Here is a 12,936-nt window from a genome sequence, read left to right on the forward strand (position 1 = left end):
CCACTTGCTCCACCAGCCGCCCGGCTCATGATCCGAGGCACGTGAGCTTGCCGTTGAGATCGCTTACCGTGATCGTCAGCGTGCCGGATGCAGTCGCCCCCAAACTGTCCTGGACGACATAGGAATAGTCGAATGTGCCAGCAGCCGATGCTCCAACAGTGACCGACGTAGAACTCGTCACGCTTCCCCAGGCCCAGCTCGGACTCAAACTAGTAATACTCACCAGCGAAAGTGGCGTGTTGTTGTCTGGATCGGAATCGTTGGCGACGAGGTTGACCGCCTTTTCCACACTGCAGTTAAACGAGGTGCTGTCGGCTGCCGCGACTGGCGGCAGATTGGTTGGGTCGTTGTCGTTGATGGCGCCCGAACCTTGCGCCGTGGTAATCGTCGCCCCTCCGGAGGGCGATGACAGGTTCACCAGCACTGTCTCTATCGATTCTGCCGTGCTGTCGTCAGTCGTTGGCACCGTAATCGTCTTCGCCGTATCGCCAGGAGCAAAAGTCAGTGTCCCCGATGTCGCCGTGAAGTCGACGCCCGAGGTCGCCGTACCGCTCGCGGTCGCGTAGTTGACCGAATAGGTCGACACGGCAGCGCCACTTTTGGTGACGGTGAATGTCAACGCCCCACCCTCGGTGACAGCGGCCGCGTTGCCGATGGCAAAGGACGGCGGGGAGACATCGTTGTCGTTGATGGTGCCCGAGCCCTGTGTCGTAGTGATCGTCGCGCCACCGGACGGCGAGGACAGGTTCACCAGCACCGTCTCCGGTGACTCGACCACACTGTCGTCAATCGTCGGGACCGTGATCGTCTGGGTCGTCGTGCCACCCGCAGGGAAAGTGAGTGTGCCGGACGTTGCGATGAAATCGCTACCCGATATCGCGGTGCCGTTCGCTGTCGCGTAATTGACCGAGAAACTCGCCGAGGTCGTACCGGTCTTGGTCACTGCGTACGTCAGCGCGGCACCCTCGGTCACCGCGGTCGCGTTGCCGATCGCGAAAGACGGCACGACGGAATCGTTGTCATTGATCGTGCCCGAGCCCTGCGCCGTGGAGATCGTGGCGCCGTTGGTTGGCGATGACAGGGTCACCAACACCGTCTCGGCGGATTCGACGACACTGTCGTCGATCGTCGCGACCGTGATCGTCTTAGTCGTTTCGCCGGCCGCGAAGGTCAACGTGCCAGATGTCGTGGTGTAGTCGCTGCCGGCGGCGGCGGTGCCGTTCGTCGTCGCGTAATTGACTGAATACGTTGATGCCGTCGTGCCTGTTTTTGTCACTATGAAAGTCAGCGGACTGCCCTCCGACACCGCGGTCGCGTTGCCGATGGCAAACGACGGGGGGATTGGGGTTCCGGTAACGGTATAGTTTGTCCGGTTGCTCGCGGGGTCAAAGCTCGTGCCGGTCTGCGTGCCGTTGTTCGGACCACCCGAAATCGACGATGTTATGAGGCGCCCAAGAGCGTCGTAGGTATAGGTCGTCGTTTCCTGTGCGATCGAAGGCGCCACGATGAGGATCGCAGCAAATGCAGCGCAAATAAGTCTCCGCCAACGCCTGCCCAAAGCCGCCCTCCCCACTTAGCGAGCCACGGTCCGAGCCGCATTTCACGTTAGACAGTGGAACTGCCCGGCGCCTCACGGCGCGTCAAGTAATTCCTTCAACAGTGACTAAAATTTTCATCACACCGACAATATACATCCATTTTGGACTTATTTCATTCTGGTTCGTCAACACCCGATTTTCCCAGAATTGAAAGCTCATCCGGGGACGGTGCCACATGCTGAATCAGCGTCATCTTTGACGCAGCGACACGGTCACTTACAATCAACGTCCCGGCTTCATTCACGTCGACGCAACGATACGTCCTACATCGCAGCAGTCGGGGCTGCGATGAGCGGCACGATGGCGCGTGCGGCCAGTTCGTCCAGCCCTTCGGTGATCCACCGGGAATAGTGCCGCTCGATCATGACCACGGACGTGTCATGAAGGGCGGCAACCAGGCGGATCGGAAGTCCGAACCTCAAACCTCGTACGATCGAACTATGGCGAAGCGCATAAGGTATTGGACTGTAAACGCCCACTATTATTAGCCTGGCACTGTTTTGGCACTCTTGCCAGCGAATTTGGCGTCTCAAATGTATCGACGGGGAGCGATTGGAACTCACGCGACACAGGACAATGCCATGCCAACCGACACGCCCGACCGCATTCTTCGCCTCAATGCCGTGCTCGATCGCACCGGCCTGAGCCGCTCGACGCTTTACCGGAAGGTCCAAACCGGCACGTTTCCCAAGCAGGCGCGCAATTGCTTTTCCAGCCGGAAAACGCGTCTGCGCGCCAAAGCACGCCATGGCCGATCGGCACTGTCTTCCATACTCTCGTGACAAGAAAATCGGGCTCTCGGGTTGCCGGCTGGGAGCGATGGAAATCACGAGATACAGGATTGTGCCATGACCGCCGGGGTCCCCGACCGCATCCTCCGGATCAAGACCGTTCTCGAGCGGACGGGTCTGAGCCGTTCAACCTTGTATCGAAAGATTCGCGAAGGCACTTTTCCGCGTCAGGTGAAGATCAGTGCTCAATGCGCCGGCTGGCGGGAGTCGATCGTCAATAGCTGGATCGCCGAGCTGCCCGGCGACAAACAGTCATCCGCGGCCGACACCGCTCATTGAAACACAGCCTCCGCCGATGCGAGGCGTCAGAGCAGCAGCCCGGCGGCCTCCTGAATATCAAGCCAGTCGGCCCACCACTGCATCATCCGGCGCCGCGGCCCGATCCATTCGGCGGCATTATAGGCACCCCGGACCTCGTCCTCCTCGACGTGGGCCAGCTGACGTTCGATCCAGTCGGAATCCCATCGCCGCACCGCTTCGCCGCTTTCGTCGAAACGGGTTTCCTCGTTCAGCACCGTGGACGCCAGTCCGCGAAAACCGTGAACCGTCGCCGTCCCCTTATATCCCAGGCGATACAGGCAATCGAGCATCCGGTTCTCGGAGATGACGCCCTTCTTCGTGCCCGGCACCGGGAACAGCCACGGACTGTTCCCTGACAATTCGAGGATGCGGGGAAGCAGGGCCACCGCCTGCCGCGACAGCGGTACGATGTGCTCGTTCGACATCTTCATGCGTTCCGGGGGTATGCGCCACTGCGGGGTGGAACCGCCGATACCTTCAAGCTCCGCCTTGAGCGCGAACCGCGTCTCTTGGGTTCGGACCATCGTCAACATGGTCCAGCGCAAGGCGAGATGGGTCAGCTCATGGCCCTGATCCTTGGCCAGGCGCGAGAAGAACAAGGGCATGCCCGATGCCGTGACGCGTGCGCGGTGTTTCTTCTTCCTGGGTTTGGGCTGCGCCTCGGCGATCCCGGCACTCGGATCGATCTTCGCCTTGCCCTCGGCCATCGCGTAACGAAACACGCATCCGCAGTGCGCACGAATGCGCCGCGCGAATTCGATCGCGCCACGATCTTCGACGATCTTGAGGGCAGCCCGGAGCGTCGGTCCGTCGACCTCGGTGATGGGAAGATGGCCAATTTGCGGAAAGACGTCCGCCTCGAACCGACCGACGACCAGTTCGGCATAGCGCCCCGACCAGTGCAGCTTCGCGTTGGCGAGCCATGCGCGAGCGAGAATCTCGAACGTGTCCTGTGCTACCGCCCGGGCCCGCTCTTCCTCGGCGATCGCGACCGCGCGGGGATCGAGACCTTGCTCCAGCTGTGCTTTCGCGTTGTCGCGCCAAGCACGGGCATCAGCGAGACCAACATTCGGATATTTCCCGCCAACCAGCGTCTTCTGCTTGTCGTCGAACCGATAGGCCAATCGCCACAGTTTCGACCCGCTCGGCTTCACCAGCAGGTGCAAGCCACCCGAATCGGCCTTCTTATACTCCTTCTCACCCGGCTTGAGCGCGCGGATCGCGGTATCGGTCAGCATGTTGGTCTCAATACCACGCGGCGAGCCCGAGACCAACAAAAAGACCAACAAAATTCTGAGCTGCCCTGGGTCGAGCTAGCACTCGCTGAGACGCAGTTTCACAGTTTTGTATGCAAATTCAGCAACTTATAATCTCGCCGAGACAAGCTGGCACAAGCTGAAACGTGTGGCTGGCTGGGGCGGCAGGATTCGAACCTGCGAATGGCGGCACCAAAAGCCGCTGCCTTACCACTTGGCGACGCCCCAATATTCCCCGCCGACATGTCCCGGCGGGAGCGCGCGCTTATAACGGCGCGCGCGATCCTGCAAAGCCCTGAAAAAGCCCTTATGCGATCCGGTCGAGCCAGCTGTAGGGATCGGGCGCCGCACCGGTCTGGATCGCGACCAGCGATTCGCGCAACGACATGGTGAGCTGGCCCGGGCCGCCCGACCCGATGGTGAAGTCACCCGAGCTCGCCTTGACCTGACCGATCGGCGTGACCACCGCCGCGGTGCCGCAGGCGAAGGCCTCGACCAGCCGCCCGCTCGCCGCATCGGCGCGCCATTGGTCGAGCGCATATTTCTCTTCGCGGACGGTGATGCCGCGGTCCCGCGCCAACGTAATTAGCGAATCGCGCGTGATACCCGCCAGGATCGTGTCGCTGAGCGGCGGCGTCGCGAGCGATCCGTCGTCGAACACGAAGAACACGTTCATCCCGCCCAGTTCCTCGACATAGCGGCGTTCGACCGCATCGAGGAACACGACCTGGTCGCAGCCCAGCTTGATGGCCTCGGCTTGCGCGATCAGGCTGGCGGCGTAATTGCCGCCGCACTTGGCCGCGCCGGTGCCACCGGGGGCCGCGCGTGTGTACGTCTCCGACGCCCAGATCGACACCGCGGGCGCGCCGCCCTTGAAATAGGCGCCGACCGACGAGGCGATCACCATATAGATATAGTCGGACGACGGCTTGACCCCGAGGAACGTCTCACTGGCGATCATGAACGGGCGCAGATAGAGCGACCCGCCCTCGCTGGTCGGAATCCAGTCGCGCTCCGCGCTGACCAGCGCGCGGCACGATTCGACGAACAGTTCCTCGGGCAATAACGGCATTGCCAGCCGCTCGGCCGATTTGCGGAAGCGGCGGGCATTCGCCTCGGGGCGGAACATGGTGATGCCGCCGTCCGCGCCACGATAGGCCTTGAGCCCTTCGAAAATCTCCTGCGCGTAATGCAGCACGGCGCAGGCAGGATCGACCGTCAGCGGCTGGCGCGGCGCGATGGCGAGATCGTGCCAGCCTTTCTCGTCGTTATAATGCGCGATCGCCATGTGATCGGTGAACACGCGGCCGAAGCCCGGATTGACGAGTTTTTCGGCGCGGACCTCATTGGGGGTGGGCGACGCGGTGGCGTTGAGCGGAAAATGCGCGGCGATATTCATGACAATCGGCCATAGCGCGACAAATCGCGCGCGTCCAAGGCTTGCCGTAGATTAATCCCGGTGGCAAAACCGGTCAACATGACTGCCCCAACACCAGCCGCTTCGGCCCAATTCCTCCGCGAATCCGAAATTCGCCGAGGATCCGAAATGCTCTTTTTCGCGTACAGCCGCCTGACCCGGGCGGTTGACCAGAATCTGGGCGAGCGCGGAATCGGCCGCGCGCACCATCGCGCGCTCTATTTCATCGGCCGCCATCCCGATATTTCGGTCAGCGAATTGCTGTCGATCCTGGGCGTTACCAAGCAATCGCTGGGACGCGTGCTGACGGAACTCGAGGAGCGCCAGCTGGTCGAAACACGGATCGGCGATCGTGACCGCCGCCAGCGACTGTTGCGGCTGACCGACTCGGGCTACGACCTTGACGGCGAGTTGTTCAACCATGCGCGCGACATCATCGCGCGCGCCTATAGCGCGGCGGGGCAACAAGCGGTGACGGGCTTTTGGGCAGTGCTCGAGGGGCTGATTCCCCCGGCGGAGCGCGATCGGGTACATATCTGGCGCGAGAATTCGGTGCCGCCGGGACAGCGGCGCTAATCAAAAATCCGCCGAATCAGCGCTTGGCGGCGGCGGCCATCTCTCGGCCGCGGCGTTCGGCGGCCTGAAGCGTCTCGGTCATCAGCCGGACCAGCGCATCGTCGCGATCGAGCACATTCAGTCCCTGCCGCGTCGAGCCGCCTGGGCTGGCGACGCGGTCGGCGAGTGTCGCCGGGGTCACATCCGAACCCGACGCCATCGATGCCGCGCCATCGACCGTCGCCAGCGCCAACCGCGCGGCCTGGTCGGCGGGAACGCCCAGCGCTTCGCCGGCCTTCGCCAGCGCATCGATGAAGCGGAACAGGAACGCCGGGCCGCATCCTTCGAGCGTGCCGACCGCCCCGAACATCGCTTCATCCGCGGTCCATTCGACGAGCCCGAGCGGCGCCATCAACGCCGCTGCCGCGTCCCTGGCGGATTGCGGCGCGCCGTCGGCATAAAGCGCGACCACGCCCTTGCCGAGCGCGACGGGCAGGTTCGGCATCGCGCGAATGATCGCGGGGCCGGGAAAGCGCCCAGCCAGCGTCGCTTCCTCGACCCCCGCGAGAATCGAGATCAATATCGGCGCCTGACGGATACGCTCGCCATAGGCAGCGACGATCTCGTCCAGTTGTTGCGGCTTCATCGCCAGCATCACCGCATCAGGCGGCGGCCCATCGGGCAAAGAGCGCGCCTGGCGCACGCCATCGGACAGATCGCGGTCGTGGCGATTGACCACATCGACCGCGTCGCCACGCACCACGCCGCTCTCTATCCAGCGCGACAGCATTGCGCCGCCTATATTGCCGCAGCCGATCAGCCACAGCCGACGAGGAACCGCGGCCGTCATGCTCACGCCTCGCCCTGCGTCTCCGTCAGCGACGCGGCCAGCGCCTCCTTCGGGGTCTTGCCGCCCCACAGGACGAACTGGAACACGGGGTAGAAGCGCTCGCATTCATCGATCGCCGATTCGATCAGCAATTCGGCGCCTTCCAGGGTCAGCGTTCCACCATCGGTGCCGTCGATCATCGCGGCGTGGCGATACAGGACGATCCCGCTCGACGACCACAATTCGAAATGGCCGATCCACAATTGCTCGTTGATCAGCCCGATCGCCTCGTAGATCGCGACGCGGCGATCGTCGGGCACGCGGATGTCCGGGAAAGCGAGGAATTGCAGCACGCAATCCTCCTCTCGCCACAGCGCGCGCAGCTCATATTCGGTCCAACTGCCCTTGACCGTCGCGACGACTTCATCGTCGTGGCGCTGATGCTCCCAGCCATGCGCGGCATAATAGCTTTCGATCATGTCGATCGGCGCCGCGTCCTCGCGCTGGAAATCGCTCTCATCGAGCATCGTGGGTCTCGCTGGTCATCTCATGCGAATCTGCCCGTTGCGGCCGAGACGCGCAACGGGATCGTGGAGAAAGCTGTGGAAAATCGGTTCAGGCCTTTGTGGATTTCGGCTTGGCCGCGGGCGCTGCCTTGCCTTCCAACGCGTCGAGTCGCGCCTTGAGCGCCTCGGCCTCGTCGCGCGCCGCCGCCGCCATCGCCTTCACTGCCTCGAACTCGTCACGGCTCACGAAATCGAGCCCGCCGATCCATTCCCTGGCGCGCTCCCGCGTCGCGGCTTCGGCCTCGCGGCCCATTCCCGCCAACGTGCCGGCGGCACCGTTCACGAACTTGACGAGGTCGTCGAACATCCGGTTCTCGGATTGCATGTCTGGTATCCCGTAATCTTGATCAAAAACTCATCTGGGCGCTCGGCGACGACGGTACAAGCGTCGATGCATTTGGGTTGAGCTTCCCGATCTCCCAATTGAGCACGCCGGCGAAGCACAACCAGACCAGATATGGCGCCATCAGCCACGCCGCCGCGCTGCGAATTCGACCGAATACCAAGGTCGTTGCCAGCGCCGCGACGAAGATCGCGATCAGCAGGATCAGCGCAGAAGACACCTGGTGCATGCCGAAGAACAATGGCGACCAGGCAAGATTGAGCAGCAGCTGAAGCACGAACAAGGCAATACCGAGGCCTCGCAACCGCGATCCGCGCGCATTGATGATCATCGCCAGCGCCAGCCCCATCAGGATGTAGAGAGCGCTCCAGGCGACCGGAAAAACCCAATCGGGCGGCGTGATTCCGGGGCGGACGAGCGCGGCATACCAGCGGTTCTCTGCTCCGGCGGGTGCGATCCGGCTCGAGCCGAAGCCGAGCAACAGGATCAGCGGCACCGTCACTACCGCCCAGCGCAGAAACGCCCCGCGCAATTGTTCCTTGGTCGCGATTTCCATCAGCAATCCTCTTGCGCGCTCGACGCGCGCGTTCGCTCAGTGTTGCCGCGATGCAGCATGATGACAAGCGGTGACCTGCATTCCGGGTAGGACCACCGTCTTGGAAATGGACGGCCTAATCGGGCCGATATGCCAGGATCACGAATTCAACATTTCCCTCCGGACCGGTGATCGGGCTCTGGACGACATCCTCGACCGTCCAGCCGCTCGCGGTCAGCCACGCCGCGACCTCGTCGCAAACCCGTCGATGGACGGCGGGATCACGCACCACGCCACCCTTCCCTACTTCCTCGCGCCCGGCTTCGAACTGCGGCTTGATCAGCGCCGCCAGCCGCGCGCCCGGTTTCGCGAAGCGCAGCGGCACCTCCAGCACTTTGGCCAGGCCGATGAAGCTGGCGTCGCACACGATCAGGTCGACCGGCTCGGGGATATGCGCCTCGGTCAGGATGCGCGCGCTGGTCTGTTCGTGAACGATGACGCGGTCGTCCTGCCTGAGTTTCCAGGCAAGCTGGTTGGTGCCGCTATCGACGGCGTAGACCCGCGCCGCGCCCTTCGACAGCAATACGTCGGTGAATCCGCCGGTCGACGAACCGACATCGATCGCGACCGCGCGCGCCACGTCCCAACCGGCATGGTCGAGCGCGTGCGCCAGCTTGATCCCGCCGCGCGATACCCAAGGGTGATCGCGTCCCTTGACCTCGATTGGGGCATCATCGGCGAGCATCTGCCCCGGCTTGTCGATTCGCTTGTCGCCGGTGAAGGCGAGGCCTGCCATGATCAATGCCTGCGCGCGCGTGCGGCTCTCCGCGAGCCCGCGGTCGGTGATGAGTTGGTCGGCGCGAAGCTTTGCCATCCTTCCCCCATGACCGCGATTTCCGTCTGTCGCAATCCGACGGCATTTGGGCGCAAGGCATATTCCCATCAATGAACTAGGAATTAGATTGATCGTTGGGAAGGAGGCGAGGAAACAGCGCGGTCGTCCCCCTAGAGCGCCCACGCCGTCTTCTTCCCACCCTCTCACGGAGAGAAACGATGGGACAGTTCACGCATCCCGACGGCACGCTTCCGACTATTCTTACCGTCCCCGGACTGGGCGGGTCCGGCCCCTCACATTGGCAAAGCCTGTGGGAGACCGCGCGTCCCGACACGCACCGCATCGAACTTGGCATGTGGGACCAGCCGCACCGTAACGCCTGGGTGACCAAGATCGACCAGGCGGTGCGCGCGGCCAAGGCCCCCGTCATCTTCGCCGCGCATTCGCTCGGCTGCCTCGCCGTCGCCTGGTGGGCCGAAATGAGTCCGCAGCCTTATGGCTGGCCGGTCGCCGGCGCGTTGCTCGTTGCCCCCGCCGATCCCGACCGACCCGACACCGCTCTGGAACTCAAGGGTTTCGCCCCCACACCGCGCAAGGCGCTCCCCTTCCCGTCGATCCTCGTGGCGTCGACCGACGATCCCTGGATCGACATCGGCCGCGCGCGCGGCATGGCCTCGTTCTGGGGCAGTCATTTCGTCGACGCCGGGCCGCAAGGGCATCTTAACGCCGCCAGCGGAATCGGCTGGTGGGAGGAAGGGCGTCGCCTGCTCGACCGCGTGATCGCCGCGTCCGCCGACCGCTCGGGTCATCCGTTGCGCCCGGGTGAAGCAAAGTCGATCCTGGCGATCAACGCCACCGACGCCGCGCAGGAATATTATCTGCACAAATGACCCATTTCCCCGCGCTTATCGGGCGCGGGGGCGATGCCGATCGTTGGGACGGGCGCCGCCTGCCGGCGCTCGTTTGCTCATGCCAAACCGTCAGATGGGCCTGTCCGCGCATCGATTGCCGCGCAGGGCTTTAACTTGTTGGCAACCACAATAAGTCCGATCTGATCTATATTTATTGACGCCGAATCATTGACTTCTGGCACGCCAAACGTTTCAATATAAACGTGAGTCGTATCCACGACCGCCGGTAAATTCCTTGTAAACCTTATTGTATCCGCAGGATTTATTCGGCGGATTACTGTCGCGCATGCCCAGAACTATTCCATAGCGAGGGAACAACATGTCTTCTATTACAAGCAACACGCTTCAGATCGTCGACGACTCCCGAACACTGATCGGTGTAACCTATATTTCCGGCTCGGCCGTGGTCACGTCGGGCGAGAGCTACATCGACTCTGCCGCGATCGGCGTCAGCGGGAACGTCTGGACGATCACTTTCGCCGCCGACCGCAAGGGTTCGAGCGATGTCGCGACGTCGTTCAACAACGCCAGCGGCGGGACTGCCTATGTGTATGCCGCCTCAGGCGGCGGCGGCACGCCGGAAAAGTTGAACTTCTATTTCACGCTCGAGCTGACCTTCTCCACGGCACAGGGCAATGCAACCGTTTCGCTCAACACTGGTCAGGGCCATTTCGCGCTCAGCAACAATTGGTGGCTCGGCGGATCGATCGTGACCAGCAGCGTGCCTTGTCTCACGATCCCTGTCGGCAGCGCGGCCACGCTGGAGCTGCCGCTGTCGGGATCGACCAGCAGCTTCACGTTCGGACCGGGCACGATCGCCTGAATCGGCGCGCGCCGCCGCTCGAACAGCTCCCCATCCAGGCAAAGGAATTCGTATGTCGATTTCCACCAACGTCCTCACGATCACCGACAATTCCGGGACGATCACCTCGATGACCTATGTCGCCAATTCGGCGACCGTCACATCGGGAGAAGACAGCTCGCCCCCGCCGACCGTCCAGAAGAACGGCAGCGTCTTCACGATCACGTTCGTTTGCGATCGCAAGAAATCCACTCCCGTGGCGACGGCCTTCAATAACAATTGCAACAATAACAGCCTCAACGCTTACGCCGCATCGGGCGGCGGGGGCCTGCCCAAGGAGCTCAATTTCTTCTTCCAGCTGGAGCTCCAGGTCACCACCGCCAGCGGATCAGGCAGCGCGATCCTCAATATCGGCCAGGGCAGCTACGGCCTGACCAACAATTGGTGGCTCGGTGGATCGATCGTCAACAGCAGCCAGCCCGGCCTCAACATACCGGTCAACAACGGCGCGTCGAAGCTGAACCTGCCGCTGTCGGGCACCAACAGCAGCTTCGTGGTCGCGGCGGGCACGGTGAAGCCCTCTTATCCGATCAGCCGCATCTTCGTGCTGATGCTGGAGAACCATTCGTTCGACAACATGTTCGCCTTGTCAGGGATTCCCGGAATTATCGCGGCGACGACCAGCAACAGCAACATCTATAACGGCACGACCTATTATGTAGGCGGCGGCGCGCCGTCGAGCATGCCGACCGATCCGGGGCACGAATTCCCCGACGTGGTCGAGCAATTGGGCGGCGCCGGCGCCACGTATCCGGTCAATGGGCCCTATCCTACCATCGACAATTCCGGTTTCGCCGCGAACTATGCCACCACCAAAACCGAGGGGTCACCGCCGGCGCCAGATAAGATCGGCGACATCATGCTATGTTTCGATACCGCGACCGATTTGCCGGTGGCCTATCAGCTCGCGACCAGTTTCGTGCTGTGTGACCAATGGTTCTCGTCGCTGCCGGGGCCGACCTGGCCGAACCGTTTCTTCCTCCATGGCGCGTCGTCCAACGGCCTCGATCACAGTCCGACCGACGGCGAGATGGGCAAATGGGAGCTGGCCGACGGCTTCACCTATCTGCACGGATCGATTTTCGACGCGCTGAACAATGACGGCGTTTCCTACCGGCTCTATCACGATACCAACGGACCGCTTTCCGGGGACATCCCGCAGGTCGCCTCGCTCAAGAATATCTTCCTGACCGAGGTGCATTCGGTGAACAATTTGGCGAAGGACCTGTCCGGGGATTATCCATATCAATATACGTTCATCGAGCCCAATTACGGCAACATCGTCAACGGCTCGTACGAAGGCGGATCGTCGCAGCACCCGATGGACGGAGTCACCGGCGGCGAGGCTCTGATCAAGACCGTCTACGAAGCGATCCGCAACTCGCCGTTATGGTATGAGAGCCTGTTGATCATCACCTATGACGAGCACGGCGGCTTCTATGACTCGGTGGCGCCCGGCACCGCCCCGCCGCCGAATGATGGCAGCTCGAATACGCCGGGGGCGAAGGACAGCCTGAGCGATTTCGGCTTTACCTTCGACAAATATGGCGTGCGGGTACCGGCGATCATCGTCTCGCCCTGGGTACAGGCCGGCGGCGTCGACCACACGATCTACGATCACGGCTCCGCGCTGGCGACGATCGAACAGGTGTTCGGTGTCCTGCCGCTGACGGCGCGCGACAAGGCCGCCAACAGCGTCCTGGGCTTGCTGCAGAGCAGCGCGCGGACCAATTGCCCGACCACGCTCAACGATCCGGCGCCGCTGCCCGCCGCCGTTGCCGCCAGCCTGGCGACCGGCGCGGAAGCGCTCGACGCCACAGCCCTGATCCCCGAACGCGACAATCTGCATGGGCTGCTGGCGATCATGCTCAAGACCAAATACGAACTGTCCGACAGGTCCGAAGCAACCAAGGCGGCGCTCTATGCCGAATTCAGGGCGATCAAGACCCGCGGACGCGCGGCAGCCTATATCGAGGAAGTGATGACCGAGGTCGAAGCGATCAGGGCCGCACGCAACGCCGCACCCCCGGACACGAACTGAGCCGGCGATGCCCCCTCTCCGCCGGGAGGGGGCCGCCTAGCGTCAGGCCCTTGCTCCGTCCGCCACGCTCGCATCGTTATAGCGCAGCGCCTTCAAG

15 protein-coding genes and 1 tRNA gene are annotated in these 12,936 nt (G+C 62.7%); 6 read left to right on the top strand and 10 right to left on the bottom strand.

Features of this window, described 5'->3' with window-relative positions; genetic code table 11:
* Nucleotides 1–25: 25 nt before the first annotated feature.
* Complete coding sequence (locus SMA01S_RS19665; RefSeq protein ID WP_066826525.1) at nucleotides 26–1,504, bottom strand: Calx-beta domain-containing protein; 1,479 nt, start codon at nucleotides 1,502–1,504, stop codon at nucleotides 26–28.
* Between the two features lie 357 nt (nucleotides 1,505–1,861).
* On the bottom strand, nucleotides 1,862–2,020 hold the full coding sequence (locus tag SMA01S_RS24695; protein ID WP_218016936.1) for a hypothetical protein: 159 nt from the start codon (nucleotides 2,018–2,020) through the stop codon (nucleotides 1,862–1,864).
* Between the two features lie 159 nt (nucleotides 2,021–2,179).
* On the opposite strand from SMA01S_RS24695, the gene SMA01S_RS19670 reads away from it, so the two are divergent.
* A complete protein-coding gene (locus tag SMA01S_RS19670; protein ID WP_066826528.1) occupies nucleotides 2,180–2,380 on the top strand; it encodes a helix-turn-helix transcriptional regulator in 201 nt (66 codons plus the stop codon).
* Between the two features lie 66 nt (nucleotides 2,381–2,446).
* The gene (locus SMA01S_RS19675) at nucleotides 2,447–2,668 is read left to right on the top strand and encodes a helix-turn-helix transcriptional regulator (RefSeq protein WP_066826532.1); all 222 of its coding nucleotides are present in this window, start codon (nucleotides 2,447–2,449) and stop codon (nucleotides 2,666–2,668) included.
* A 26-nt stretch (nucleotides 2,669–2,694) separates the two neighbouring features.
* Here SMA01S_RS19675 and SMA01S_RS19680 read toward each other — a convergent pair whose 3' ends face one another.
* The 3 genes from SMA01S_RS19680 to SMA01S_RS19690 form a co-directional block, all read right to left on the bottom strand.
* On the bottom strand, nucleotides 2,695–3,927 hold the full coding sequence (locus tag SMA01S_RS19680; protein WP_066826534.1) for a tyrosine-type recombinase/integrase: 1,233 nt from the start codon (nucleotides 3,925–3,927) through the stop codon (nucleotides 2,695–2,697).
* A gap of 171 nt (nucleotides 3,928–4,098) precedes the next feature.
* Nucleotides 4,099–4,173 (bottom strand) — tRNA-Gln (locus tag SMA01S_RS19685).
* 79 nt (nucleotides 4,174–4,252) lie between these two features.
* A complete protein-coding gene (locus tag SMA01S_RS19690; RefSeq protein WP_066826536.1) occupies nucleotides 4,253–5,344 on the bottom strand; it encodes a branched-chain amino acid aminotransferase in 1,092 nt (363 codons plus the stop codon).
* A 78-nt stretch (nucleotides 5,345–5,422) separates the two neighbouring features.
* Here SMA01S_RS19690 and SMA01S_RS19695 point away from each other — a divergent pair, with 78 nt between their 5' ends.
* On the top strand, nucleotides 5,423–5,938 hold the full coding sequence (locus SMA01S_RS19695) for a MarR family transcriptional regulator (protein ID WP_066826552.1): 516 nt from the start codon (nucleotides 5,423–5,425) through the stop codon (nucleotides 5,936–5,938).
* A 16-nt stretch (nucleotides 5,939–5,954) separates the two neighbouring features.
* On the opposite strand, the gene SMA01S_RS19700 is transcribed toward SMA01S_RS19695, so the two are convergent.
* From SMA01S_RS19700 to SMA01S_RS19720, 5 genes are all read right to left on the bottom strand, one after another.
* On the bottom strand, nucleotides 5,955–6,767 hold the full coding sequence (locus SMA01S_RS19700; protein WP_066826538.1) for a pyrroline-5-carboxylate reductase family protein: 813 nt from the start codon (nucleotides 6,765–6,767) through the stop codon (nucleotides 5,955–5,957).
* Nucleotides 6,768–6,769: 2 nt separating this feature from the next.
* Complete coding sequence (locus SMA01S_RS19705) at nucleotides 6,770–7,273, bottom strand: type III secretion system chaperone family protein (RefSeq protein ID WP_066826540.1); 504 nt, start codon at nucleotides 7,271–7,273, stop codon at nucleotides 6,770–6,772.
* Between the two features lie 88 nt (nucleotides 7,274–7,361).
* The gene (locus tag SMA01S_RS19710; RefSeq protein ID WP_066826542.1) at nucleotides 7,362–7,637 is read right to left on the bottom strand and encodes an accessory factor UbiK family protein; all 276 of its coding nucleotides are present in this window, start codon (nucleotides 7,635–7,637) and stop codon (nucleotides 7,362–7,364) included.
* A 22-nt stretch (nucleotides 7,638–7,659) separates the two neighbouring features.
* Nucleotides 7,660–8,211 carry a TspO/MBR family protein gene (locus SMA01S_RS19715; protein WP_066826543.1) on the bottom strand — a complete coding sequence of 184 codons (552 nt, stop codon included), beginning with the start codon at nucleotides 8,209–8,211 and terminating at the stop codon, nucleotides 7,660–7,662.
* 115 nt (nucleotides 8,212–8,326) lie between these two features.
* Complete coding sequence (locus SMA01S_RS19720; protein WP_066826544.1) at nucleotides 8,327–9,064, bottom strand: TlyA family RNA methyltransferase; 738 nt, start codon at nucleotides 9,062–9,064, stop codon at nucleotides 8,327–8,329.
* A 179-nt stretch (nucleotides 9,065–9,243) separates the two neighbouring features.
* Here SMA01S_RS19720 and SMA01S_RS19725 point away from each other — a divergent pair, with 179 nt between their 5' ends.
* The 3 genes from SMA01S_RS19725 to SMA01S_RS24310 all read left to right on the top strand — a co-directional run bounded on the left by SMA01S_RS19725 (nucleotide 9,244) and on the right by SMA01S_RS24310 (nucleotide 12,839).
* Complete coding sequence (locus SMA01S_RS19725; protein ID WP_066826545.1) at nucleotides 9,244–9,915, top strand: RBBP9/YdeN family alpha/beta hydrolase; 672 nt, start codon at nucleotides 9,244–9,246, stop codon at nucleotides 9,913–9,915.
* A gap of 340 nt (nucleotides 9,916–10,255) precedes the next feature.
* Entirely contained in the window at nucleotides 10,256–10,759 is a 504-nt protein-coding gene (locus tag SMA01S_RS19730) for a hypothetical protein (protein ID WP_157094051.1), read from the top strand.
* 52 nt (nucleotides 10,760–10,811) lie between these two features.
* Nucleotides 10,812–12,839, top strand: a complete 2,028-nt coding sequence (locus SMA01S_RS24310; RefSeq protein ID WP_218016937.1) for an alkaline phosphatase family protein — start codon at nucleotides 10,812–10,814, stop codon at nucleotides 12,837–12,839.
* The last annotated feature ends 97 nt before the right edge of the window (nucleotides 12,840–12,936 follow it).

The organism is Sphingomonas mali NBRC 15500, assembly GCF_001598415.1.
Taxonomy (GTDB): Bacteria; Pseudomonadota; Alphaproteobacteria; order Sphingomonadales; family Sphingomonadaceae; genus Sphingomonas; species Sphingomonas mali.

What these genes read in the sequence shown, in the direction of transcription:
- SMA01S_RS19670 (WP_066826528.1), top strand. Translation starts at nt 2,180, where the DNA reads ATGCCAACCGACACGCCCGACCGCATTCTTCGCCTCAATGCCGTGCTC.
- SMA01S_RS19700 (WP_066826538.1), bottom strand. Translation starts at nt 6,767, where the DNA reads ATGACGGCCGCGGTTCCTCGTCGGCTGTGGCTGATCGGCTGCGGCAAT.
- SMA01S_RS19705 (WP_066826540.1), bottom strand. Translation starts at nt 7,273, where the DNA reads ATGCTCGATGAGAGCGATTTCCAGCGCGAGGACGCGGCGCCGATCGAC.
- SMA01S_RS19715 (WP_066826543.1), bottom strand. Translation starts at nt 8,211, where the DNA reads ATGGAAATCGCGACCAAGGAACAATTGCGCGGGGCGTTTCTGCGCTGG.
- SMA01S_RS19695 (WP_066826552.1), top strand. Translation starts at nt 5,423, where the DNA reads ATGACTGCCCCAACACCAGCCGCTTCGGCCCAATTCCTCCGCGAATCC.
- SMA01S_RS19710 (WP_066826542.1), bottom strand. Translation starts at nt 7,637, where the DNA reads ATGCAATCCGAGAACCGGATGTTCGACGACCTCGTCAAGTTCGTGAAC.
- SMA01S_RS19675 (WP_066826532.1), top strand. Translation starts at nt 2,447, where the DNA reads ATGACCGCCGGGGTCCCCGACCGCATCCTCCGGATCAAGACCGTTCTC.
- SMA01S_RS19680 (WP_066826534.1), bottom strand. Translation starts at nt 3,927, where the DNA reads ATGCTGACCGATACCGCGATCCGCGCGCTCAAGCCGGGTGAGAAGGAG.
- SMA01S_RS19690 (WP_066826536.1), bottom strand. Translation starts at nt 5,344, where the DNA reads ATGAATATCGCCGCGCATTTTCCGCTCAACGCCACCGCGTCGCCCACC.
- SMA01S_RS19720 (WP_066826544.1), bottom strand. Translation starts at nt 9,064, where the DNA reads ATGGCAAAGCTTCGCGCCGACCAACTCATCACCGACCGCGGGCTCGCG.
- SMA01S_RS19725 (WP_066826545.1), top strand. Translation starts at nt 9,244, where the DNA reads ATGGGACAGTTCACGCATCCCGACGGCACGCTTCCGACTATTCTTACC.
- SMA01S_RS24310 (WP_218016937.1), top strand. Translation starts at nt 10,812, where the DNA reads ATGTCGATTTCCACCAACGTCCTCACGATCACCGACAATTCCGGGACG.
- SMA01S_RS19730 (WP_157094051.1), top strand. Translation starts at nt 10,256, where the DNA reads ATGTCTTCTATTACAAGCAACACGCTTCAGATCGTCGACGACTCCCGA.